At 71.9% G+C, this 23,068-nt stretch carries 20 protein-coding genes; 14 read left to right on the top strand and 6 right to left on the bottom strand.

The window, feature by feature from the left end; genetic code table 11:
* Window positions 1-72 precede the first annotated feature (72 nt).
* Genes shc through HEK131_RS19250 form a run of 8 tightly spaced genes read left to right on the top strand, consistent with a single transcriptional unit; the run spans window position 73 to window position 9,031 of the window.
* On the top strand, window positions 73-2,103 hold the full coding sequence (gene shc, locus HEK131_RS19285; RefSeq protein WP_244336314.1) for a squalene--hopene cyclase: 2,031 nt from the start codon (window positions 73-75) through the stop codon (window positions 2,101-2,103).
* Complete coding sequence (locus HEK131_RS19280) at window positions 2,104-2,745, top strand: 1-hydroxy-2-methyl-2-butenyl 4-diphosphate reductase (protein WP_217465474.1); 642 nt, start codon at window positions 2,104-2,106, stop codon at window positions 2,743-2,745. It begins immediately after the preceding gene.
* Window positions 2,746-2,750: 5 nt separating this feature from the next.
* A complete protein-coding gene (gene hpnH / locus HEK131_RS19275; protein ID WP_217465473.1) occupies window positions 2,751-3,773 on the top strand; it encodes an adenosyl-hopene transferase HpnH in 1,023 nt (340 codons plus the stop codon).
* Window positions 3,774-3,777: 4 nt separating this feature from the next.
* Window positions 3,778-4,911 carry a flavodoxin-dependent (E)-4-hydroxy-3-methylbut-2-enyl-diphosphate synthase gene (gene ispG / locus HEK131_RS19270; RefSeq protein ID WP_244336313.1) on the top strand — a complete coding sequence of 378 codons (1,134 nt, stop codon included), beginning with the start codon at window positions 3,778-3,780 and terminating at the stop codon, window positions 4,909-4,911.
* 34 nt (window positions 4,912-4,945) lie between these two features.
* On the top strand, window positions 4,946-6,844 hold the full coding sequence (gene dxs / locus HEK131_RS19265; RefSeq protein WP_244336312.1) for a 1-deoxy-D-xylulose-5-phosphate synthase: 1,899 nt from the start codon (window positions 4,946-4,948) through the stop codon (window positions 6,842-6,844).
* The gene (locus HEK131_RS19260) at window positions 6,845-8,230 is read left to right on the top strand and encodes an aspartate aminotransferase family protein (RefSeq protein ID WP_244336311.1); all 1,386 of its coding nucleotides are present in this window, start codon (window positions 6,845-6,847) and stop codon (window positions 8,228-8,230) included.
* A 58-nt stretch (window positions 8,231-8,288) separates the two neighbouring features.
* Window positions 8,289-8,912 carry a helix-turn-helix domain-containing protein gene (locus tag HEK131_RS19255; protein WP_244336310.1) on the top strand — a complete coding sequence of 208 codons (624 nt, stop codon included), beginning with the start codon at window positions 8,289-8,291 and terminating at the stop codon, window positions 8,910-8,912.
* Window positions 8,909-9,031, top strand: coding sequence for a DUF6126 family protein (locus HEK131_RS19250; RefSeq protein ID WP_161147777.1), 123 nt, complete (start codon window positions 8,909-8,911; stop codon window positions 9,029-9,031). Before HEK131_RS19255 ends, HEK131_RS19250 begins: the two co-directional genes overlap by 4 nt.
* A gap of 19 nt (window positions 9,032-9,050) precedes the next feature.
* Here the strand turns inward: HEK131_RS19250 and HEK131_RS19245 are convergent, their stop codons facing one another.
* Complete coding sequence (locus HEK131_RS19245; RefSeq protein ID WP_217465486.1) at window positions 9,051-9,848, bottom strand: tyrosine-protein phosphatase; 798 nt, start codon at window positions 9,846-9,848, stop codon at window positions 9,051-9,053.
* 261 nt (window positions 9,849-10,109) lie between these two features.
* Here HEK131_RS19245 and HEK131_RS19240 point away from each other — a divergent pair, with 261 nt between their 5' ends.
* Window positions 10,110-10,895 carry an SGNH/GDSL hydrolase family protein gene (locus tag HEK131_RS19240; RefSeq protein WP_244452078.1) on the top strand — a complete coding sequence of 262 codons (786 nt, stop codon included), beginning with the start codon at window positions 10,110-10,112 and terminating at the stop codon, window positions 10,893-10,895.
* Window positions 10,896-11,140: 245 nt separating this feature from the next.
* A complete protein-coding gene (locus HEK131_RS19235; RefSeq protein ID WP_244336309.1) occupies window positions 11,141-12,331 on the top strand; it encodes an MBL fold metallo-hydrolase in 1,191 nt (396 codons plus the stop codon).
* A gap of 4 nt (window positions 12,332-12,335) precedes the next feature.
* On the opposite strand, the gene HEK131_RS19230 is transcribed toward HEK131_RS19235, so the two are convergent.
* From HEK131_RS19230 to HEK131_RS19220, 3 genes are all read right to left on the bottom strand, one after another.
* Window positions 12,336-13,001 (bottom strand): PASTA domain-containing protein, encoded by a 666-nt coding sequence (locus HEK131_RS19230; protein WP_244336308.1) that lies wholly within the window; start codon window positions 12,999-13,001, stop codon window positions 12,336-12,338.
* 121 nt (window positions 13,002-13,122) lie between these two features.
* Window positions 13,123-13,569, bottom strand: a complete 447-nt coding sequence (locus HEK131_RS19225) for an SRPBCC family protein (protein WP_244336307.1) — start codon at window positions 13,567-13,569, stop codon at window positions 13,123-13,125.
* Between the two features lie 33 nt (window positions 13,570-13,602).
* On the bottom strand, window positions 13,603-15,564 hold the full coding sequence (locus HEK131_RS19220) for a hypothetical protein (protein ID WP_279614262.1): 1,962 nt from the start codon (window positions 15,562-15,564) through the stop codon (window positions 13,603-13,605).
* Between the two features lie 417 nt (window positions 15,565-15,981).
* Here HEK131_RS19220 and HEK131_RS19215 point away from each other — a divergent pair, with 417 nt between their 5' ends.
* The 4 genes from HEK131_RS19215 to HEK131_RS19200 all read left to right on the top strand — a co-directional run bounded on the left by HEK131_RS19215 (window position 15,982) and on the right by HEK131_RS19200 (window position 19,654).
* A complete protein-coding gene (locus HEK131_RS19215; protein WP_432215709.1) occupies window positions 15,982-16,827 on the top strand; it encodes an ABC transporter permease in 846 nt (281 codons plus the stop codon).
* Window positions 16,828-16,908: 81 nt separating this feature from the next.
* A complete protein-coding gene (locus tag HEK131_RS19210) occupies window positions 16,909-17,925 on the top strand; it encodes an ABC transporter substrate-binding protein (RefSeq protein ID WP_244452075.1) in 1,017 nt (338 codons plus the stop codon).
* A complete protein-coding gene (locus HEK131_RS19205; RefSeq protein WP_244336306.1) occupies window positions 17,912-18,718 on the top strand; it encodes an ABC transporter ATP-binding protein in 807 nt (268 codons plus the stop codon). The genes HEK131_RS19210 and HEK131_RS19205 overlap by 14 nt, the downstream gene beginning before the upstream one ends.
* A gap of 60 nt (window positions 18,719-18,778) precedes the next feature.
* Complete coding sequence (locus HEK131_RS19200; RefSeq protein WP_217465491.1) at window positions 18,779-19,654, top strand: TauD/TfdA dioxygenase family protein; 876 nt, start codon at window positions 18,779-18,781, stop codon at window positions 19,652-19,654.
* A gap of 50 nt (window positions 19,655-19,704) precedes the next feature.
* On the opposite strand, the gene HEK131_RS19195 is transcribed toward HEK131_RS19200, so the two are convergent.
* Both HEK131_RS19195 and HEK131_RS19190 read right to left on the bottom strand, forming a co-directional pair.
* Window positions 19,705-21,732, bottom strand: coding sequence for an FAD/NAD(P)-binding protein (locus tag HEK131_RS19195; RefSeq protein ID WP_244336305.1), 2,028 nt, complete (start codon window positions 21,730-21,732; stop codon window positions 19,705-19,707).
* Window positions 21,729-22,718 (bottom strand): amino acid ABC transporter permease, encoded by a 990-nt coding sequence (locus HEK131_RS19190; protein ID WP_244452074.1) that lies wholly within the window; start codon window positions 22,716-22,718, stop codon window positions 21,729-21,731. The genes HEK131_RS19195 and HEK131_RS19190 overlap by 4 nt, the downstream gene beginning before the upstream one ends.
* Between the last annotated feature and the right edge of the window lie 350 nt (window positions 22,719-23,068).

Below are 23,068 nucleotides of genomic sequence, written 5' to 3'. Positions count from 1 at the left end.
CGCGAAGCACCGACACCGGCCGACGGCGGACCCACAGCAGCACGACTCGTACGACTGCCTAAAGGGGAAGCCATGACAGCGACGACCGACGGAAGCACCGGGGCCACGATCCCGCCCCGCGCTGCCGCGGCCAGCGACACCGACAGCACCACCCCCCTGGCGGCCGGGGCGCATCAGGCCGCCGAACGCGCCGTACTGCGCGCCACCGAGTTCCTGCTCGCCGGGCAGGACCCCGAGGGCTGGTGGAAGGGCGACCTGGAGACCAACGTCACCATGGACGCCGAGGATCTCCTGCTGCGCCAGTTCCTCGGCATCCGCGACGAGGCGACCACCCGCGCCGCCGCCCTGTTCATCCGGGGCGAGCAGCGCGCGGACGGCGCCTGGGCGACCTTCTACGGCGGGCCCGGCGAGCTGTCCGCCACCGTCGAGGCGTACGTCGCGCTGCGCCTGGCCGGTGACGCCCCCGACGCCCCCCACATGGCACGCGCCTCGGCCTGGGTCCGCGAACGCGGGGGCATCGCCTCCGCCCGAGTCTTCACCCGGATCTGGCTCGCCCTGTTCGGCTGGTGGAAGTGGGAGGACCTGCCCGAACTCCCTCCGGAACTCATCTGGTTCCCCACCTGGCTGCCGCTCAACATCTACGACTTCGGCTGCTGGGCCCGGCAGACCATCGTGCCGCTGACCATCGTCTCGGCCAAGCGCCCGGTACGCCCGGCACCCTTCCCGCTCGGCGAGCTGCACACCGACCCGGCCAACCCCAACCCGCCCAAGCCGCTCTCGCCGCTGGCCAGTTGGGACGGCGCCTTCGAGCGGCTCGACCGGGTGGTGCACTGGCTACGCAAGGCCGTACCGCGCCGGGTGCGCCGGGCCGCGATGAACGCCGCCGCGCGCTGGATCGTCGAACGCCAGGAGAACGACGGCTGCTGGGGCGGCATCCAGCCTCCGGCCGTGTACTCGGTCATCGCGCTGCACCTGCTCGGCTACGACCTCCAACACCCCGTGATGCGCGCCGGGCTGGAGTCGCTGGACCGGTTCGCCGTGTGGCGCGAGGACGGGGCCCGGATGATCGAGGCGTGCCAGTCCCCGGTGTGGGACACCTGCCTCGCCGTCATCGCCCTGGCCGACGCCGGACTCCCCGCCGACCACCCCCAGTTGGTCAAGGCCGCCGACTGGATGCTGGGCGAGGAGATCCGCCGCCCCGGCGACTGGTCCGTCAAGCGCCCCCAACTCCCGCCCGGTGGATGGGCGTTCGAGTTCCACAACGACAACTACCCCGACATCGACGACACCGCCGAGGTCGCCCTCGCACTGCGCCGGGTCCGCCACCCCGACCCCGGCAAGGTGGACGGGGCGATCGGGCGCGCGGTGCGCTGGAACTTCGGGATGCAGTCGAAGAACGGCGCCTGGGGCGCCTTCGACGTCGACAACACCAGCCCGTTCCCCAACCGGCTGCCGTTCTGCGACTTCGGCGAGGTCATCGACCCGCCGTCCGCCGATGTCACCGCCCACGTCGTGGAGATGATGGCGGCCGAGGGGCTCGCCCACGACCCGCGCACCCGGCGCGGCATCGCCTGGCTGCTCGCCGAACAGGAGGCGGACGGCTCCTGGTTCGGCCGCTGGGGCGTCAACTACGTCTACGGCACCGGCTCGGTGGTACCCGCCCTCACCGCGGTCGGCATGCCCGCCTCCCACCCGGCGATCCGCCGCGCGGTGCACTGGCTCCAGCGGGCCCAGAACGACGACGGCGGCTGGGGCGAGGACCTGCGCTCGTACAAGCACGCCAAGGAATGGAGCGGCCGGGGTGCCTCCACCGCCTCCCAGACCGGCTGGGCCCTGATGGCGCTGCTCGCGGCGGGGGAGAAGGGCTCCGAGGCCGTCGAGCGCGGGGTGCGGTGGCTCGCCGCGACCCAGCGGGAGGACGGCTCCTGGGACGAGCCGTACTTCACCGGGACCGGCTTCCCCTGGGACTTCTCGATCAACTACCACCTCTACCGGCAGGTGTTCCCGCTCACCGCGCTGGGCCGGTACCTGCACGGCGACCCCTTCGACAAGGCGCCCCTGGCCGTGCGCAGAGGCCGTCGCGCCGTGCTCGGAGGGAGCTGAATGAGATCCCGGCCCGCTTCGGCACCCCTGCTGATCGTCTGCGCGCTCGGCATCGAGAAGATCGCCCTGCGCACCGGCGACCGCGGCGGGGCCGGGGGGCGGTTCAGCGTCCTGCGCACCGGCATGGGCCCCAGGGCGGCGGAGCGGTCCGTCGCCCGGAGGCTCGCCGGTCCGGGGATGGCCGACGCCGCCGTGCTGGCCACCGGCTTCTGCGCCGGGCTGGCACCGGGCATGCACCCCGGTGACCTGGTGGTCGCCGAGGAGACCCGGGACCCGCACGGGACCGTCCCGTGCGTACGCACCGATCTGCTGGTCAAGGAACTGATGCGCGCCGCCCCCGGCCGCATCGTCCACACCGGCCCCCTGACCGGCTCCGACCACGTGGTCCGGGGTCCGGAACGCTCCGCCCTGCTGGCGACCGGCGCGATCGCGGTCGACATGGAGTCGGCGGCCACCCTGCGGAGCGCCGTCGGCGCGGGCGACCGCCCGGTTGCGGCCGTACGGGTGGTCGTGGACGCTCCTGAACATGAACTTGTCCGGATCGGAACGGTGCGCGGTGGAATATCAGCCTTCCGCGTCCTTCGTTCCGTTCTTCCCGCGTTTTTCGAATGGCACCGTTCCTTGCCGCTCCCCCGGAGGTGAGCCAGATGGCCATGCCGTTGCGTCAGTCCATCAAGGTCGCTACATACCTGGCCGAACAGAAGCTCCGCAAGCGGGACAAGTTCCCGCTGATCGTCGAGCTGGAACCGCTGTTCGCCTGCAACCTGAAGTGCGAGGGCTGCGGGAAGATCCAGCACCCGGCCGGCGTGCTCAAGCAGCGGATGCCGGTGGCCCAGGCCGTCGGCGCGGTGCTGGAGTCCGGTGCGCCGATGGTGTCCATCGCGGGCGGTGAACCGTTGATGCACCCGCAGATCGACGAGATCGTGCGCCAGCTCGTCGCCAAGCGCAAGTACGTCTTCCTGTGCACCAACGCCATGCTGCTGCGCAAGAAGATGGACAAGTTCACCCCCTCCCCGTACTTCGCGTTCGCGGTGCACATCGACGGGCTGCGCGAGCGGCACGACGAGTCCGTGGCCAAGGAGGGCGTGTTCGACGAGGCGGTGGCGGCGATCAAGGAGGCCAAGCAGCGCGGCTTCCGGGTCACCACCAACTCCACCTTCTTCAACACCGACACCCCGCAGACCATCGTCGAGGTACTGAACTTCCTCAACGACGACCTGGAGGTGGACGAGATGATGATCTCGCCCGCCTACGCCTACGAGAAGGCGCCCGACCAGGAGCACTTCCTCGGCGTCGAGCAGACCCGCGAGCTGTTCAAGAAGGCGTTCTCCGGCGGCAACCGCAGGCGCTGGCGGCTCAACCACTCCCCGCTCTTCCTGGACTTCCTGGAGGGCAAGGTCGACTTCCCCTGCACGGCATGGGCCATCCCGAACTACTCCCTGTTCGGCTGGCAGCGCCCCTGCTACCTGATGAGCGACGGCTACGTGCCCACGTACCGCGAGCTCGTCGAGGACACCGACTGGGACAAGTACGGCCGCGGCAAGGACCCGCGCTGCGCCAACTGCATGGCGCACTGCGGCTACGAGCCCACCGCCGTCCTCGCCACCATGGGCTCCCTGAAGGAGTCGCTGCGGGCCATGCGGGAGACCATGTCCGGAAACCGGGAGTGACGCCGTGACCGCCGTCTCCTTGGGCGTCCCCGAGGTACCGGCCCGCCCCGTCGCGACCCGCAGGGTGTCGCGGCAGATCCAGGTGGGGCCGGTGGCGGTCGGGGGCGGGGCTCCCGTCTCGGTGCAGTCGATGACGACGACGCGTACGTCGGACATCGGTGCGACGTTGCAGCAGATCGCGGAGCTGACGGCGTCGGGTTGTCAGATCGTGCGGGTGGCGTGTCCGACGCAGGACGACGCGGACGCGTTGTCGACGATCGCGCGGAAGTCGCAGATTCCGGTGATCGCGGACATCCACTTCCAGCCGAAGTACGTGTTCGCGGCGATCGAGGCGGGCTGCGCGGCGGTCCGGGTGAACCCGGGCAACATCAAGCAGTTCGACGACAAGGTCCGTGAGATCGCGAAGGCGGCGAAGGAGCACGGCACGCCGATCCGGATCGGGGTGAACGCGGGTTCGCTGGACCGGCGTCTGCTGCAGAAGTACGGCAAGGCGACCCCGGAGGCCCTGGTCGAGTCGGCCCTCTGGGAGGCGTCGCTCTTCGAGGAGCACGACTTCCGGGACATCAAGATCTCGGTGAAGCACAACGACCCGGTCGTGATGATCGAGGCGTACCGGCAGCTCGCGGCCCAGTGCGACTACCCGCTGCACCTGGGTGTGACGGAGGCGGGTCCGGCGTTCCAGGGCACGATCAAGTCGGCCGTGGCGTTCGGCGCCCTGCTGTCGGAGGGCATCGGCGACACCATCCGGGTCTCGCTGTCGGCTCCGCCGGTGGAGGAGGTCAAGGTCGGTCTGCAGATCCTGGAGTCGCTGAACCTGAAGCAGCGGGGTCTGGAGATCGTTTCCTGCCCGTCGTGCGGTCGCGCCCAGGTGGACGTCTACAAGCTGGCCGAGGAGGTCACCGCCGGTCTGACCGGTATGGAGGTCCCGCTGCGGGTCGCGGTCATGGGCTGTGTGGTGAACGGCCCCGGTGAGGCCCGTGAGGCGGACCTCGGTGTGGCGTCCGGCAACGGCAAGGGTCAGATCTTCGTGAAGGGCGAGGTCATCAAGACCGTCCCGGAGTCGAAGATCGTGGAGACCCTCATCGAAGAAGCCATGCGGCTGGCCGAGGAGACCGGCCAGGCGGACCAGGTGGGTTGAGGCAGAGCACGGCACGGACCGAGAGGGGGCCGGCGTGACGATTCTGGAGAGCATCCGGGGACCACGCGACCTGAAGGCGCTGTCACAGGAAGAACTGGACGAACTGTCCGGCGAGGTACGCGAGTTCCTCGTGGAGGCGGTGTCGAGGACCGGGGGGCACCTCGGCCCGAACCTGGGCGTGGTGGAACTGACCATCGCCCTGCACCGGGTCTTCGAGTCACCGGTCGACCGCATCGTGTGGGACACCGGACACCAGAGCTATGTGCACAAACTGCTGACGGGCCGTCAGGACTTCTCCAAGCTGCGCGGCAAGGGCGGCCTGTCCGGCTATCCCTCGCGCGAGGAGTCCGAGCACGACATCGTGGAGAACAGCCACGCCTCCACCTCCCTCGGCTGGGCCGACGGCCTCGCCAAGGCGCACCAGGTGCTGGGGGAGCGCGGGCACGTGGTCGCGGTCATCGGTGACGGCGCGCTGACCGGCGGCATGGCCTGGGAGGCGCTGAACAACATCGCCGCCGCCAAGGACCGCCCGCTGATCATCGTCGTCAACGACAACGAGCGGTCGTACGCGCCCACCATCGGCGGTCTCGCCAACCATCTCGCCACGCTGCGCACCACCGACGGCTACGAGCAGGTCCTCGCCTGGGGCAAGGAGACGCTCCAGCGCACCCCGGTCGTCGGCGGCCTGCTCTACGAGGCCGCGCACGGCGCCAAGAAGGGGTTCAAGGACGCCTTCGCCCCGCAGGGCATGTTCGAGGACCTGGGGCTGAAGTACGTGGGCCCCATCGACGGCCATGACATCGGCGCCGTCGAGTCCGCGCTGCGCCGGGCCAAGCGGTTCCACGGCCCGGTGCTGGTGCACTGCCTCACGGAGAAGGGCCGCGGTTACGCGCCCGCCCTCGCCCACGAGGAGGACCACTTCCACACCGTGGGCGTGATGGACCCGCTGACCTGCGCCCCGCTCAACCCCTCCGGCGGGCCCTCGTGGACCTCGGTGTTCGGCGAGGAGATCGTCCGGATCGGGGAGGAGCGCGAGGACGTCGTCGCCATCACGGCGGCCATGCTGCACCCCGTCGGCCTCGGCCCGTTCGCCGCGCGGTTCCCCGACCGGGTCTGGGACGTGGGGATCGCCGAGCAGCACGCGGCCGTCTCCGCGGCGGGCCTGGCCACCGGGGGAGTGCACCCGGTCGTCGCCGTCTACGCCACCTTCCTCAACCGCGCCTTCGACCAACTGCTGATGGACGTCGCCCTGCACCGCTGCGGGGTCACCTTCGTGCTGGACCGTGCCGGGGTCACCGGCGTCGACGGCGCCTCGCACAACGGCATGTGGGACATGTCGATCCTCCAGGTCGTCCCCGGTCTGAGGATCGCCGCCCCGCGCGACGCCGCCCAGCTCCGCGCCCAACTGCGCGAGGCGGTCGCCGTGGACGACGCCCCCACCCTGGTCCGCTTCCCCAAGGAGTCCGCCGGCCCCGAGATCCCGGCGCTGGGACACGTCGGCGGCATGGACGTCCTCCACAGGGACGACCGGCCCGACGTACTCCTCGTCGCCGTCGGTGTGATGGCGCCCGTCTGCCTCCAGGCCGCCTCGCTGCTCGCCGCGCGCGGGATCGGCTGCACGGTCGTCGACCCGCGCTGGGTCAAGCCCGTCGATCCCGCCCTGCCGGAACTCGCCGCAGAACACCGGCTGGTGGCCGTCGTCGAGGACAACAGCCGTGCGGGCGGCGTCGGTTCCGCCGTGGCGCTGGCCCTCGGGGACGCCGACGTGGACGTGCCCGTACGGCGGTTCGGCATCCCGGACCAGTTCCTCGCGCACGCCAAACGCGGCGAGGTGCTGGCCGACATCGGTCTCACGCCCGTGGAGATCGCCGGGCGGATCAGCGCGAGCCTCGCCGTCAAGGACGTCGGCGGCCGGCAGAACCAGGAGAGCTGAATGAGCACGGAGTTCGACCTCGAAGCCCTCCTCGCCGCGCGCGGAGCCGAGCGCTACGACCTGCACACGCGCCACCTCAACCCACAGCTCCCGCGCATGCTGCACACCATCGGCTTCGACAAGGTCTACGAACGGGCCGAGGGCGCCCACTTCTTCGACGCCGAGGGCAACGACCACCTCGACATGCTCGCCGGGTTCGGCGTGATGGGCCTCGGCCGCCACCACCCGGTCGTCCGCAAGGCGCTGCACGACGTGCTCGACCTCTCCCTCGCCGACCTCACCCGCTTCGACTGCCAGCCGCTGCCCGGCCTGCTCGCCGAGCGACTGCTCACCCACAGCCCGCACCTGGACCGGGTGTTCTTCGGCAACAGCGGCACCGAGGCCGTCGAGACCGCGCTGAAGTTCGCCCGCTTCGCCACCGGCCGCCCCCGCGTCCTCTACTGCGACCACGCCTTCCACGGCCTCACCACCGGGTCCCTCTCGGTCAACGGCGAGGACGGCTTCCGCGACGGCTTCGCCCCCCTGCTCCCCGACACCGCCGTCCCCCTCGGCGATCTCGCGGCGCTGGAAAGCGAGTTGAGGAAGGGCGATGTCGCGGCCCTCATCGTGGAGCCGATCCAGGGCAAGGGCGTGCACGAGGCGCCGCCCGGCTATCTCCGGGCCGCGCAGGAGCTGTTGCACAAGCACAAGGCGCTGCTCATCGCCGACGAGGTGCAGACCGGCCTCGGCCGCACCGGTGACTTCTACGCCTACCAGCACGAGGACGGCGTCGAGCCCGACCTGGTGTGCGTCGCCAAGGCGCTCTCCGGCGGCTATGTCCCCGTCAGCGCCACGCTCGGCAAGGACTGGATCTTCAAGAAGGTCTACTCGTCCATGGACCGCGTCCTGGTGCACTCAGCCAGCTTCGGTTCCAACGCCCAGGCCATGGCCGCGGGGCTCGCGGTGCTCGCGGTCATGGAGGACGAGCAGATCGTCGCCCGTGCCCGGACCATGGGCGAGCTGCTGAAGTCCCGGCTGGCCGCGCTCATCGGGAAGTACGAGCTGCTGGCCGACGTGCGCGGGCGGGGGCTGATGATCGGCATCGAGTTCGGGCGCCCCGACTCGCTGAAGCTGCGCGGCCGCTGGACCATGCTCCAGGCAGCCCGCAAGGGGCTGTTCGCGCAGATGGTCGTCGTCCCGCTGCTCCAGCGGCACCGGATTCTCACCCAGGTCTCCGGCGACCACCTGGAGGTGATCAAACTGATCCCGCCGCTCGTGATCGACGAGGCGGACGTGGACCGGTTCGTGGACGCCTTCACCGCCGTCATGGACGACGCGCACAGCGGGGGCGGGCTGATGTGGGACTTCGGCCGGACCCTGATCAAGCAGGCGGTCGCCGGACGCTGACTTTTGCCTCTGAGGCAAGAAAATTGCCCGAGGGGCAAAAGTCGGGCTGAATGGAGGCATGAACGCCTCAGAAGCGGCCTCACCGGCGGGCCAGGGCGACGACCTGCCCGCCGTGGCGCCGCAGTTGCGTGCCCTGCGCCGCCGGGCCGGTCTCACCCTGGAGGCCGCGGCCGGGTCCGCCGGGCTCTCCCCGGCCCACCTCTCCCGGCTGGAGACCGGCCACCGCCAGCCCTCGCTGCCGATGCTCCTGGCCCTCGCCCGCATCTACGGTACGACGGTTTCCGACCTGCTCGGTGAGACGGCCGCCGACCGGGACGCCATCGTCCGCGCCGCCGACATGGAGCCCACCCGCGCCGCCGGCTGGACCTACTTCCAGGCCGGCGCCCCCGGCCGCGGCATGCAGGCCCTGCGCGTCCGCGTGCCGTACCGCGCCGAGGGCGACATCGTGCGCGTCCACCCCGGCGAGGAATGGCTCTACGTCCTGAGGGGCCGCCTGCGGCTGCGCCTCGGCGACAGCGCGCATCTGCTCGCGCCCGGCGACAGCGCGCACTTCGACTCGCTCACCCCGCACCGCCTCAACGCCGACGACCACGACGGCGTCGAGCTGCTGTTCGTCCACACCCTGCTGCAGAGCCCCACGGCCACCCTGTGCCTGGGCCACCCCACCGGAGAGCCGTCATGAGTGACATGGAAGAGAAGCTGCCGCGCGCCCTGTGGGTCCGGCTGGTCGTCTACGTCGCCCTCGGCCATGTCCTGGCCGCCTTCCTCTACCTGCTGTTCTCGCTCGGCGCCAAGGGCTGAGGGCGGACGGGAGCGCCGGTCAGCCGACCAGGCGCTCGCGCAGCCGCTCCCGCGTACCGTCCGAGAGCTTCAGCCCCCGCTCCAGGTAGGCGTCCACGTCGCCCCAGGTGTCCTCGATGCTGTCGAAGGCCGCCGCGAGGTACTCCGCGCGGGCGTCGAAGAGCGGGCTGAGCAGCTCCATCACCTCGGGCGTGTACGCGCTGGCCTGGTCGCCGCTGCGGCGGACCTTGTAGCGGCGGTGCTTGGCGTTGGACTCGAGGTAGTCGGCGGTGATCGCGTCCCGCTCCACGCCCACCGCGAGCAGCGTCACCGCCACGGAGATGCCCGCGCGGTCCTTGCCGGCCGCGCAGTGCATCAGGGCGGGCACGCTGTCCTCGGCCAGCGCGTGCAGCACACGGGAGTGCTCGGCGGTGCGGTCGGTGACGATCCTCCGGTACGAGGCGATCATGCGGTCCGCGCCCTTGCCGTCCGCCAGGATGCCCCGTAGCTGGTCGAGGTCGCCGTCGCGCACCATCCGCCAGAACTCGGCGCCGTCCGCAGGGTCGCTGAGCGGGACGTTGACGTTCCGTACGCCGGGCAGTTCGACGTCGGGGCCTTCGAGCTGCTGGTCGGCCGCGTTGCGGAAGTCGAAGACCGTGTGCAGGCCGAGGGAGGAGAGGTAGGCCGCGTCGTCCTCGGTCGCGTGCGCCAGATGTCCGCTGCGGAACAGCACCCCGTACCGCACCCGGCGTCCGTCCACCGTCGGCAGGCCGCCCACGTCACGGAAGTTGCGGACTGCGGCCAGTTCGGGCTCGGTCGACGGGACCTGCTGCGTCACGGGTGCTCCTGGAAGGCTCCGCCCCGCCGCGCGGCTCGTCGACGGGCGCACAGCCGACGATACGACATCGGTTTTCCCGTCCGCGGCCGCCATGATCGCCCGTTCAACATGACGGCCGGGGGACCTATTCCTCGATTGGCAAATTCTTTAACGGTGGCTTATATCACCGTTCGTCAACCCCTGCCTACGGTCGCGTAGGTCACATCCGAAGGTGAATCATGGTCCGACGTGGCAGACGATTCGGAGAATGACAACAGGACAGTGATCGGGTCGTACGTGGCGGTGGGGGACAGCTTCACCGAAGGCGTCGGCGACCCCGGCCCCGACGGGGCGTTCGTCGGCTGGGCCGACCGGCTCGCGGTACTCCTCGCCGACCGGCGACCCGAAGGCGACTTCAGGTACACCAACCTCGCCGTGCGGGGGAAACTGCTCGACCAGATAGCGGCGGACCAGGTGTCCAGGGCGGCGCGGCTCGCCCCGGACCTCGTCTCCATCTGCGCGGGCGGCAACGACATCATCCGCCCCGGCACCGACCCGGACGAGACGGCCGAGCGCTTCGAGCGCGCCGTGGCCCAGCTCGCGGCGCGCGCCGGCACCGTGCTGGTGGCGACCGGCTTCGACACCCGCGGCGTTCCGCTCCTCAAGCACATGCGCGGCAAGATCGCCACGTACAACGGTCATGTACGGGCCATCGCGGACCGGTACAACTGCCCCGTGCTCGACCTGTGGTCCCTGAAGTCCGTCCAGGACCGCAGGGCCTGGGACGGCGACCGGCTGCACCTCTCGCCCGAGGGCCACACCCGTGTGGCGCTGCGCGCCGGACAGGTGCTCGGCCTGGAGATCCCGGCCGACCCCGAGCAGGCGTGGCCGGCGCTGCCGCCGCGCGGCACGCTGGAGATCCGGCGCGACGACGTGCACTGGGCCCGGCAGCACCTCGTGCCGTGGATCGGGCGCCGGCTGCGCGGGGAGTCCTCCGGCGACCATGTGGTGGCCAAGGGCGCGCTGTCGCCGAGCGACATCAGGATGCGCATCGCGTCGGTGGCGTGAGGCGCTCCGCCGCCCCTGCTCGCGGGGGCGGCGGCCCTTGTCGCGCTTTCGTCGCGTGTCCGTCGTCCGCACGCAACGGAGTCGACCCCTCGCGGTGGGGCTTATCCGGAACACTGTTCGGGAACAGTGAGGGCGGCGTGGACGTTGGGACGAGTGGCCGGGTCGCCCGGCCCACGGCGGCTCCGGGCCGCCGCGGCAGCAGCCGACGACGACGGAGCGCCTCGGCGACTCCACCTGGAGGTACCGTGACCGGTCTGCGTTCCCAGAGCTCCGGGCTCCGCGCGCTACAGCCCGAGGCCTTCGGCGCGGAACCGCGCGGTGAGCGCCTCGCGCGCATCCACCGCTCCCCGCATTTCAAGGACGGCGTCTTCCAGAACCCCGGCGGCACGGCCCGTACCCGGCCCTCCGGCTCCACGCTGGACCTCGCCAAGGCGTTCTTCGACAAGGACACGCGTCCCGTCCGCGCGCCCCACGGCACGATCCCGGTGCACCCCACCACGCTGGCCGACCTGGCGAAGCCGCCGGTGACGGGGCTCAGGGTGACATGGCTCGGACATTCCAGCGTGCTCGTGGAGATCGACGGGCACCGGGTGCTGTTCGACCCGGTCTGGGGCGAGCGCTGTTCGCCGTTCCCCTTCGCGGGGCCCAAGCGGCTGCACCCCGTCCCGCTGCCGCTGGCCGCGCTCGGCCCGGTCGACGTGGTGGTCATCTCCCACGACCACTACGACCATCTCGACCTGCCCACCATCAAGGCGCTGGCCGGGACCGACACCCTGTTCGCCGTCCCGCTGGGCGTGGGCGCGCACCTCGAACACTGGGGGGTGTCCCCGGACCGGCTGCGCGAGCTGGACTGGCACGAGTCCACCGAGGTCGGCGGCGTCACGCTCACCGCGACCCCGGCCCGCCACTTCTGCGGGCGGGGCCTGCGCAACACCCAGCACACCCTGTGGGCGTCCTGGGTCGTCGCGGGCGCGGAGCACAAGGTGTTCCACAGCGGGGACACGGGCTACTTCGACGGCTTCAAGGACATCGGCGCGGCCCACGGCCCGTTCGACGCGACCATGATCCAGATCGGTGCCTACAGTCCGTACTGGCCCGACATCCACATGACCCCCGAGGAGGGCGTCCGCGCCCACCTCGACCTCCAGTCCGGCACCCCGCACGGCGTCCTCCTCCCCATCCACTGGGGCACCTTCAACCTGGCGATGCACGCGTGGGCGGAGCCGGGGGAGTGGACGAAGGACGCGGCGGAAGCGGTGGGCCAGACCGTGGCCTCGCCCCGTCCGGGCGAGCCCTTCGAGCCGGCGGGGCGAGTGCCCTCCGACCCGTGGTGGCGGTCGGTGTCCGGTCCGATCACTCGCACCTGGGACCGCCCCGAACCGGTGACGGCAGCGGCGGAGAGCCGGAGCGACGACCTCAACTACAGCGGGTCGTAGCGCGCTACCCGCAGCTCTCCTCGAACTTCACCGCGCCGAGGGTGACCGGCTGCCCGTTCACCTTCGCCCCGGCCGCCGGCTCCTGCGAGCACACCTTCCAGTTGGACTCGACCAGGATGAACCGGTCCTGCCCGGAAGCGTCCTGGACGGTGAACGAGGTGCCGGAGTCCAGCGCGTCCCGCGCCGCCGCCACGCTCTTCCCGGTGAACGACGGCATCGTCCCGCCCGCAGCGGACGGGGCGGCCTCGTCGTGGGCGGGGCAGGTCTCCTCCAGCTTGACCGCGCCGAAGTCCAGCACCTTGTCGGTGGAGGCGTCGCTGTTCGCCTTCACGTTCTGGGAGCAGACCTTCCAGTCCCGGTCGAGGATCTGATGACGGGCCCGGCCGAGGGAGTCGTGGGACTTCAGCCCGTAGAACCCGGCGGCCTGCGCGGCGTCCTGCGCGGACTGAAGGCCCATACCGACGAAGTCGGGGACGGACTTCGTCTCCGCCTTCGACGTGGCGGGCTTGTCGTCGGCGACGGCGGGTGTGGGCGTCGCCGCCTTGGCGGTGGCGTAGGACGGCGTCTGCGCCGCGGTGTCGGCGCTGCCGCCGCCGTCGACGGCGCTGCCGATGGCGCCCACGACGATGAGACCGCCCGCGATTGCGCCGATGAGCTTCCAGTTGGCCATGGTTCCCCCCTGAGTCGTGCGATTTGTGGTGCAGGGAGGAGCGTAAGCGCAAAGTAAGTGATGTGTGGAATCGGTGAGGACGGTGTGACCGGACCGGGTGGACGGTGGGCCTGGCTGACCGTCAGGTCCGCGGCACCGCCGACTCGATCGCCTCCGGCATCGTGTGGGTGATCTCGTCGCCCAGGCGCTCGAACTCACCGCGTAGGAACGGGTCCGCCAGGCGGGCGAGGCCGTGGAACCGGATGTCGGCGTCGTAGGTGATCTCGGTGCCCTCCGGGGTGGGGCGGAGGGTGATGTCGTCCCTCGTGGTGGCGGTGTCGTTGGTGCCGACGAAGGTCAGGCGGTCCTCGCCGCGGTGGTCCAGGCGGTACTCCAGCTCGGTGCGGCGGCCCCGGAACTCGGAGACGTTGTGCCAGGTGGTGCCCTCGGTGGGCGCGCCCACGCCGTCCTTCCGGGCGCATTCCTGGGTACCGGGGTCCCAGTCCACGGCGTGCGTGAAGTCGGCCAGGTAGTCGATCACGGCGGGCAGGGGGCGGGGGACGGTGAAGGAACGTCGGACGTGGACCATGGTCGTTCTCCAGTGCTCGGCAGCGGGTCGCGGCTATGGCCGGGTACCCCCGGACGGCCCGGATCCGACCTCCGGCAGCATTTCGCCCGAGGTCAGCCGCGCCCGGACCCGTGTCCTGGCTTCCTTGGGGGCGCCGACCGCCAGGGTGTGCCCGCCGAGAGCGGCCGTCACGTCCCCGCTGAGGCTGAGCGAGGTGACGGCGCGGCTGCCCGCCGCCAGGACGTACCAGTGTCCGCGCGGCGACTTCCAGTGCGTCCGCGCCACCACGTGCTGTCCGAACCTGCTGCACGCGGCGGTCGACCGCACCCGCGTCACCACCTGCGCTTTCCCGCCCGGCCGGCGCAGGAGGACGGTGATGTTCCCCGGCCCCCGCCAGGTGTCGGCCCGCTCGCACGTCCACACGGCGTGGCCGCCGCCGTCCGGCAGGTCCTGCTCGGCGAAGTCCCAGGTGCTGACCGCCCGCACCCCCGAGCCGCCGGCCGAGTCGAGGTCGCAGCCGGTCTGCCCCCACGCCACAAGCGCGGCGGGCCCGGTCGCCTCGCGCGGCTGCCGGGCCGGCGGCGAGCCGTGGCCAGGCAGCGGCGTGTACGTCAGATGCGCGGGCGTGAGACCGCCGAGGTCGGCCAGCAAGAACGCGTGGTGCTCGGCGATCGCTGGGGAGGACCGCAACTGGAGTGCCGGACGACGTCCGCAACCGCCGCCCGTCCACCGGGGCACCGGCGCGGTGACCCCGTCCCGTGCCACCGACAGGGGCCGCGCCGGAGAGTCCGGCCTGGTCAGATCGCGTACCGAGGACTCCGCCACCCAGGGCGCCAGCAGATACCGCACCGCGCCACCCCGCTCGGCCAGCGCGAGAGCCGCGGCCGTCGTCACGTCGGCGTCGTCCGCGCGGGCCAGCACGAGCAGCTCACCGGTGCCCGTCTCGCCGTACCGCACCAGGCGTCGGCCGTCGTGGAAGACCACCACCGCGCGCCCCGATACGTCCCCCGCGTACAGCAACTGCGGTGCGCGGGGCGGGGGATCGGCCGGGGTGCCGGGCGCGCGGACGACACGCGTGCCGGACGGCGGGTCGGCCCAGACGGCCAGCGCCCGGTCCAGCAGCGCGCGGTCGCGGACCCGGTCCCCGCGCGCGGGCCAGGCGGTGAAGTCCACGCGCGAGGTGTCCGCCCACTCACCAGGGTCGACCCGGACCAGACCGGCGGAGCGGGGCGGCCGCGCGAGCGGGCGGGGAGTGTCCGGAGCCGAGTGCGTGACGGCCGCCAGCCCGCCCGCCGCCAGAGCCCCCGCAATCACCGCGACGGCGGCCAGACGCACCCGACGCCTGCGGCGCACCAGGTCGGTGGGGCGGGCGCGCAGCGTGCACGCGTCGAACTCGTCCGAGGTGAGCACCGCCGCCGCGGCCGCGCCCAGCGACGTGTCGAGCCGAGCCGCCTCCCGTACGGCCACCCTCGCCCGCTCGACCCCGGCCGCCTCCAGCACGCCGTGCGTGTGGTCGGCCGTGAGGCCCTCCACCCGCAGCAGGACGAAGGCCGCGCGGGCCGGGGCGGACAGCTCCGACAGGGCCTGGCCGAGCGCCATCTCCTCGGCCCCGCCCGAGCGCGGCGCCAGCCGCAGCCCGAGCACCACGGGCAGCCTGGGCACCAACAGCCGGGGCGGCCGCGCCCCCTCGGGCCACAGCCTCGGCCGTCGGCACTGGGCGAGAGCGCCGCGCACCACCGCCACCCGCAGGAGCCGGTCCGGGTCGGCGCCGTCCGCCCCCGACGAGCGGGGTGCCGGTACGGCGGGGGTCGCCTCGGGCAGGCTGCGCTGCACCAGCGAGTGCGCGGCGAGCACCCGGCGGTGCCGGCCGAGGGAGGCCGGGAGCACCAGGTAGGCCAGGCGGACCAGCTCGGCGTACCGCTCGGCGATTCTGCGCTCGGCGTGCAGCAGGGGCCGGCGCGAACCGTGCGGGGAACGACTGAGCGAGGACAGGACCATCGGGCGACTGCCTTCCACGACCGGGGACGTTCGGGGCTGGTGCTACGGCAAACGAGTGAACGCGACTCGGGTCACCGCCCGGCGTGGCGGCCTGTGCGGGCGGAACCTCTTCTCAACCCCTGGTCCACTTCGTGGACACCCCTTGGTGGTGTGCTCCCGCTGCGGTAGAAAAGGGCCCCATGAATCCCATGCCGCTGGTGCGACGCCTGGTCATCGACCTGTGCCGACGCCCGGCCGCGTGTTGTCGCTGACCGCCGCTGTCCGCGTGCTCTGACGGTCCGATCCGCCCGGTGAACCGACCCGGCGCGGTCTGAGGCGAGTTGCTCCTCCCAGGACCGGTCTTCCCGCTGTGCAGGCGGCACACCGCTGTCCCTTCTTCCCTGGTCATTTCCCCGGTTACGAGGCCCCCTTGGAGGCCGTCCCGTGTCCCTGTCCCTGCGCCCGGAGAAGGCCGGTCCGCTCCCGGCCGCCGCCGCGACCCGCCCGGCCCGCGTCCCAAGTGCCGTACGAGGCATCGCACTTCCGCTGGGCTCGCTCGTGCTGTTCCTTCTCCTGTGGCAACTGCTCGCGGTGAGCGGCACCTGGAGCCAGACGCTGGTCCCGCCCCCGGCCAAGGTGTGGCGGGCCTTCATCGACGTGTCCACCACGCACGACGGGGTCCGGGGCTACAACGGCACGTATCTCATCGAGCACTTGGGCATCAGCCTGCGCCGCATCGCCTTCGGTGCCGGGATCGGCATCGCCGCCGGAGTGGTGTTCGGCCTGCTCATGGGCACCGTCGGCTGGGTGCGCTCGCTGTTCGAGCCCTGGATCACCTTCCTGCGGACACTGCCCCCGCTGGCGTATTTCTCCTTGCTCATCATCTGGCTCGGCATCAACGAGGAACCCAAGATCACCCTGCTGGCGGTGGCCGCGTTCCCGCCGGTCGCCGTCTCCACCACCACCGCCGTGGCCGCCGTGCCCAAGGCACTCACCGAGGCCGCCCGCGCACTCGGCGCCTCGCGCTGGGACGTCGTACGGGACGTGGTCATCCCCTCCGCGCTGCCGGAGACGCTGACCGGTGTCCGGCTGGCCGTCGGCGTCGCCTACTCGTCCCTGGTGGCAGCCGAGTTGGTCAACGGCCTCCCCGGCATCGGCGGCATGGTCAAGGACGCCGCCAACTACAACAACACCCCCGTCGTGCTCGTCGGCATCATCGCCATCGGCGTCTCCGGCCTGATCATCGACGGCCTGCTGCTGCGTCTGGAACGCGCCGTCGTGCCCTGGCGCGGCCGCACCTGAGCACCTCACACGTCCCCGAACACCCCGTACAGAAACGGCACTTCGATGACCCTCGCCTCGCACCGCCCCTCCCGTCGCCAGATGCTCGCCGGTGCGCTCGCCGTCGCCGCGACCGCGGCGGTCACCGGCTGCTCCGACAGCTCCGCATCCTCCTCCGGTTCCGGGAAACGGCTGCGCATCGGCTACTTCGCCTTTCCCAGCGGCGACTTGCTGGTCAAGAACAGAAAGCTGCTGGAGAAGGCGCTGCCGGACCACACCATCACCTGGATCAAGTTCGACTCCGGCGCGAGCGTCAACCAGGCCTTCCTCGGCAAGTCCCTCGACATCGCCGCCCTGGGTTCCAGCCCGTTCGCGCGCGGGATATCCGGCCCGTCCCCGATCCCGTACAAGGTCGCCTGGATCCTCGACGTGGCGGGGGAGAACGAGGCGCTGGTGGCGCGCAAGAGCACCGGTGTGTCCGACGTGGCCGGGCTGAAGGGGCGCACGATCGCCACTCCGTTCGCCTCCACCTCGCACTACAGCCTGCTCGCCGCGCTGGACAAGGCCGGGCTGAAGACGTCCGACGTCAAGCTGATCGACCTCCAGCCGCAGGCGATCCTCGCCGCCTGGCAGCGGGGTGACATCGACGCCGCGTACGTGTGGCTGCCGACCCTGGACGAGCTGCGCAAGACCGGGCGGCAGCTCACCAGCAGCAAGCAGGTGGCCGGTTCGGGCAAGCCGACCCTGGACCTCGCCGTCGTCTCGGACGAGCTGATCGCCCGCGACCCGAAGGCGATCGACGCCTGGCGCAAGGCGGAGGCCGAGGCGCTGCGACTGCTCAAGTCCGACCCCGAGGGCTCGGTGAAGGCGGTCGCGGCCGAGCTGAGCATCAGCGTCGCCGACGCCCGGGCCCAGCTCGCGCAGGGCGTGTTCCTCACCCCGGAGCAGGTGACCTCCGCCGAGTGGCTGGGCACCGACGGCAAGCCCGGCAAGCTGCTGACCTACGTCGGCGACACCGGCCGCTTCCTGGCCGGCCAGAAGCAGATCGACGCGGCGCCCTCCGCCGCCTCCGTGGAGAAGGCGTTCTACCTCAAGGGGCTGCCCGATGTCCTCAAGTGAGCTGGCGGAAGCGAAGGTTGAGTCAAGGGGAGTCGAGGACGGGGCCGTCCGGCTCGACCACGTCACCCATCGGTACGGTGCCGTGACCGCCGTCGGCCCGGTCGATCTGACCGTGCCCACCGGGGAGTTCCTCGTCCTGGTCGGCGCCTCCGGCTGCGGCAAGAGCACCCTGCTGCGGCTGATCGCCGGGTTCGAGCGGCCCACCGAGGGCACCGTGACGGTCTCCGGCACCGCTCCCCGCCCCGGCGACACGGCGGGCGTGGTGTTCCAGACGCCGAGGCTGTTCCCCTGGCGCACCGTGCGCGGCAACCTCGACCTGGCCCTCAGGTACGCGGGTGTCGACCGAGCCCGATGGCCGGAGCGGCGAGCCGAGTTGCTGGCACGGGTCGGACTGGAGGGCACCGAGGCACGCCGGGTCTGGGAGATCTCCGGCGGGCAGCAGCAGCGCGTCGCCATCGCCCGCGCGCTCGCCGCCGAGAACCCCCTGCTGCTGCTCGACGAGCCGTTCGCGGCCCTGGACGCGCTCACCCGTGAGCGGCTCCAGGAGGACGTGCGCCGGATGGCCGCCCAGGCCGGGCGCACCACGGTGTTCGTCACGCACTCGGCCGAGGAGGCCGTGTTCCTCGGCTCCCGCATCGTGGTGCTGACGAAGAGTCCGGGGACCGTTGCCCTGGACCTGCCGATCACCCTGCCGCGCGGCGAGGTGGACGCCGAAGAGCTGCGCGGGTCACCGGAGTTCGGTGAGCTGCGCGCCGAGGTCGCGCACGCCGTCAAGAGCGCCGCCGCGGCCTGAGCGCCGTACCCGAGAAAGAACCCAGGTCCCGGACGGGGCCGTACCGGAAAGGACATCCGTATGAGCATCCTCAGCGACCGGCCCGTGGCGAAGCGGCTGCCGCTCACCGAACTCGGCCCGAACATCGGCGCGGAGATCGACGGCATCGAGCTGGCCCTCCTGGACGACGACGGCGTGCTCGCGCTCCGCGAGGCCCTCGTGCGCCACAAGGTCCTCTTCGTGCGAGGGCAGCACCGGCTCGACGACGCCGGGCAGATCGAGCTGGGCCGGCGCCTCGGCGAGGTCACGGTCGGGCACCCGGTGCACGACTCCGGTGACGTGGCGCCCGAGGTGTACTCGCTGGACAGCCAGGACAACGGCTTCGCCGACGTGTGGCACACCGACGTCACCTTCGTGCCGCGTCCGCCCGCGATCTCGGTGCTGCGCGCGGTGGTGCTGCCGCCCAACGGCGGCGACACCAACTGGGCCGACAGCCAGGCCGCGTACGAGTCGCTGTCGCCGGGGCTGCGGGCGCACATCGACACCCTCACCGCCGTGCACGACGGCAGCCGCGAGTTCGGGTACTACCTCGCGCAGCGCCGGCAGGGGAAGGGCAACCTGTGGGAGGGCGAGGTGTTCACCCAGCTCACTCCGGTGGAGCATCCGGTGGTCCGGGTGCACCCGGAGAGCGGGCGCAAGGGGCTGTTCGTGAACCCCGGCTTCACGTCGCACATCGTCGGCGTCTCCGAGCACGAGAGCCGGGGCCTGCTGGACATTCTCTACGCACACCTCACCAAGCCGGAGCATGTGGTGCGGCACCGCTGGCAGCCGGGTGACGTGGCCCTGTGGGACAACCGCAGCACCTCCCACTACGCCAACCGCGACTACGGCGACCAGCACCGGGTGATGCACCGGATCACGCTGCGCGGCGACATCCCGGTGGGGCCGCAGGCGTAAGCGCATACGGAGGGGCTGCCCGGTCATGGTCCGGGCAGCCCCCTCGTACATCAGCCCCCGACCCGCGCGCGGTCGACCGGACCCGGTACATGTGGCTCCCCCACATGTGGCTCCCGCGCATGTGGATCTCGCACATGTGGATCCCCCACATGTGGCTCCGGTTCGGCGTCCAGTGCCCGCAGCACCGCCCTGGCCACCGCGTCGTTCTGCCGGAAGGCGGGCGCGTCGGTGCGGGGGCGGGCGAAGGCGGCGATGGCCCGGCTGTCGGTGGGGGCGCCCAGGGCGATCCGGCGGGGGTGGGGCCGGCCCAGGCCGGGGTCGAGGAGGTGGCCGTCGGCGGGGGAGACGGTGATCCGCCCGGACCGGTGCCGGTGCGTACCGTCGGCCACCACCTCCTCCGCGAGCGCTCCCGTGCGGTGCAGGTGCCGCAGCAGCGGGTCCTCGGTGCGGTCTAGGTTCGGGCCCGGCAGATACGCCTCGATCAGCGCGGTCGCGTGCACGGTGTGACCCGGCACCGTGGGACTCGTCGCGGTGAAGGTGCCCGTGGCCTCGTCCGTGCCGACCCGGACGTCCGCGCCGAGGAAGCGCACCACACCGGCGCGGGACAGCGCGTCCAGCTCGCGCAGCCGGAAGCCGGGCGGGCCGGAGGCCAGGAAGCTGAAGAAACCGTGCCACCAGCCGTCCAGGCCGTCCGCCAGGGAGCGGGCCGTCAGCCGCCCGGAGGCGACCAGGCCGGGCAGTTGGCCGTATATGGAGAGCAGGGCGAGGAACGCGCCGAGGTCGGCGCTGTGCTCCGGGTCCTCGCGGCGGGCCACGTCCTTTCGGGCGTAGGCGCGCAGGTGCTCCTGGAAGGCTTCCGGGGTGTCGAAGACAAGGCCGTCCAGCGGCCTGTCCAGCGCCTCGAAGTCGAGCCGGTCGGCGGGGTCGGGCACGGCGGTGGCGACCAGACCGGCCAACCGGGCGGAGTACCAGCCGAACCGGTCGTAGGCGGCCAGGAACTCCGGCCAGGGCATGGCGGTGCGCTCGGGGTGGGCGTGGAACAGCTCGTGGTAGTGCCCGAACCCGATCTCCTTGGCCATCAGCGGCCACACGTCGCGCCGCAGGTCGAGCGGCCCGCCCCCGGCGGCCAGCGCGTCGATCGCCTCCGGGCCGAAGTGGCGGGGGAGCGGGGGCCGGGGTCCCTGGAGCCGGTACCCGGTCTTGGCGTGGTACGGCACCCCGCGCCGCGAGCCGACGTGCAGGACCGGTTCGCGGCCGGAGGGGAGGTAGGTCAGCGTGCCGTCCGGCTCGGTACGGTAGGCGCCGCCGCGGCCCTCGGTGAGCAGCACCATCAGGTCGATGAAGGCCAGCCCGAAGCCCCGTAGGACCACCTGCTCGCCGGGGCGCACCCCCGACAGGTCGGCGTCGGCGGAGAAGGCGGGCGGCAGATGGAAGCGGCCGTGCCGCCGGGCGAAGTCGGAGTGGACCCGGTGCGCCGGGACGGGGGTCGAACCCAGGTGGCCCTGGGTCAGCACCACCAGGTCGGCCCGCAGCGGCTCGCTCCGGCCGGCCAGGCGGACCTCCTGGGCGCCGTCGGCCGGGCCGGTGACCGCGGTCGCGGTGGTGCGGTGCCACTCGACGGTGACCGAGGGCGGCAGATCGGCCAGCGCCCTGCGGAACACCCAGTCCAGATAGGCGCTCTGCGCCCGCCGGGTGGGGAAGCCGGCCGCGTCCAGGCTCCGCAGCTCGGCGAGCACCTCCGGGTCGGCCGGTTCGGCGTACGGGGTGAAACGCGGGGCGTCCGGCCCGGTGAACTGGGCGGCCCACTCGGCGAGTGAGGGGCCGGGACGCACCGGACCGTCCAGGGTGGAGGTCTCGTCGGTGAACATGGTGACGTCCTCGGCCATGGAGTTCATCCGCAGCAGCGGCGACTGCTCGTGCCGCCAGACCCGGCCCGGACCGGGCGGATGCGGGTCCACCAGATGGACGCGCAACTCATGAGCACCGGACCAGAGTTCGGGCGCGCTTGCGCCGATGCGCTCCAGCAGTCCGGTGGCGCGCGGCCCCGCGCCGACGATCACCAGGATGCGCGTGCTCACCGGTCACCGCCGAGGGAGGCGCGACGGGTCCGGGCGCGCAGCACGGTGAGCCAGGGGCCGAGCCGGGCGAGCGGGGTGGGCGGCAGGGAGCGTGCGGCGCCCCGGCCGTAGTACCGCTCCACGTGGTACTGCCCCACGCTGAGCACCGAGGTCACGGCGATGTACCAGACCGTGGCGACCAGCAGCAGCGGGATGACCTGGTAGGTCCGGTTGTAGATCAACTGGACGGAGAACAGCAGGTCGTGCACGGCGAGCACGCTGACGATGCTGGTGCCCTTCAGGGTGCCGATCAGCATGTTGCCTGCCGTGGGCACGATGGACCGCATCGCCTGCGGGACGACGATCCTGCGCAGGGTGCGCCATCTGCCGAGGCCCAGCGCCTGTGCCGCCTCGGTCTGCCCGGCGTCCACCGACAGGATGCCGCCCCGGACCACCTCGGCCGCGTACGCCGTCTCGTGCAGGGTCAGGCCGATCAGCGCGGTCAGGGTCGGCCCGAGCAGGTTCACGGTCCTGACGCTGACGAACTCGGGGCCGAACGGGATGCCTATGCCGAGCGTCGGGTACAGCGCGCCGATGTTGAACCAGAACAGCAACTGCACCAGCAGCGGTGTCGACCGGAAGATCCACACATAGCCCCAGCTCAGGGTGCGCAGCACCGGGTTGGCGGAGAGGCGGAGCACCGCGATCCCGGTGCCGAGCAGGAACGCCAGCACCATCACGGCGGCCGTCAGCCACAGGGTCAGCAGCAGTCCGTCGAGCACGGCGGCGGTGGTGAAGTACTGCCCCACCACCTGCCACTGGAAGGCGTCGTTGCGGACCACGGAGTTGAGCACCATGGCCAGGACCAGCAGGGCGAAGGCGGCCGCGATCCAGCGGCCGAGGTGCCGGCGCGGCACGATCCGGGGCAGCTCGGTGTCGTCGGACGGCGGCGCGGCCGTCGGAGGCTTCAGAAGAGGGGTGGAGGTTGTGTCGGAAGGCGTGGCCATCGGTAGACGCTCCGGGAGGGAGGTGCGGACGTGGGCGACCGTCCGGTGGCACGCGTACTCGCGTACGGTGCGGCCGGTGGCCTGCGTCGTCACGTGCCGCGTCCCTCAACGCGACCGGAGGGGCACGCCGTGAGGCGGGTCCGTCCGCTGCCGATCGTACGTGCGCACCGCACGCGTCTGTCAACCACGCCCGGAGCGAGGTCGGTTGTGGTCCGGCATGCGGTCATGGGTTGACGAAAAGCGAGATGCGCTGCTCAATTGACCGCATGGATGCCCAGCAGCGCTTGGTCACGCGCGATCACATCGACTTCGGTCGAGTGTGGTCGTCCTCGTGTTGCGCCTGACTCGGC

Source organism: Streptomyces seoulensis (assembly GCF_022846655.1).
Taxonomy (GTDB): Bacteria; Actinomycetota; Actinomycetes; order Streptomycetales; family Streptomycetaceae; genus Streptomyces.
Note: the sequence above shows the minus strand (reverse complement) of the source record. Positions and strands in the feature narration are given on the sequence as shown.

Bases quoted from the DNA above. Each gene is read 5' to 3' on its own strand.
- HEK131_RS19205 (WP_244336306.1), top strand. From the start codon at position 17,912: ATGTCCTCAAGTGAGCTGGCGGAAGCGAAGGTTGAGTCAAGGGGAGTC.
- HEK131_RS19190 (WP_244452074.1), bottom strand. From the start codon at position 22,718: ATGGCCACGCCTTCCGACACAACCTCCACCCCTCTTCTGAAGCCTCCG.
- HEK131_RS19255 (WP_244336310.1), top strand. From the start codon at position 8,289: ATGAACGCCTCAGAAGCGGCCTCACCGGCGGGCCAGGGCGACGACCTG.
- HEK131_RS19230 (WP_244336308.1), bottom strand. From the start codon at position 13,001: ATGGCCAACTGGAAGCTCATCGGCGCAATCGCGGGCGGTCTCATCGTC.
- HEK131_RS19280 (WP_217465474.1), top strand. From the start codon at position 2,104: ATGAGATCCCGGCCCGCTTCGGCACCCCTGCTGATCGTCTGCGCGCTC.
- HEK131_RS19225 (WP_244336307.1), bottom strand. From the start codon at position 13,569: ATGGTCCACGTCCGACGTTCCTTCACCGTCCCCCGCCCCCTGCCCGCC.
- hpnH (WP_217465473.1), top strand. From the start codon at position 2,751: ATGGCCATGCCGTTGCGTCAGTCCATCAAGGTCGCTACATACCTGGCC.
- HEK131_RS19210 (WP_244452075.1), top strand. From the start codon at position 16,909: ATGCTCGCCGGTGCGCTCGCCGTCGCCGCGACCGCGGCGGTCACCGGC.
- shc (WP_244336314.1), top strand. From the start codon at position 73: ATGACAGCGACGACCGACGGAAGCACCGGGGCCACGATCCCGCCCCGC.
- HEK131_RS19260 (WP_244336311.1), top strand. From the start codon at position 6,845: ATGAGCACGGAGTTCGACCTCGAAGCCCTCCTCGCCGCGCGCGGAGCC.
- HEK131_RS19250 (WP_161147777.1), top strand. From the start codon at position 8,909: ATGAGTGACATGGAAGAGAAGCTGCCGCGCGCCCTGTGGGTCCGGCTG.
- HEK131_RS19200 (WP_217465491.1), top strand. From the start codon at position 18,779: ATGAGCATCCTCAGCGACCGGCCCGTGGCGAAGCGGCTGCCGCTCACC.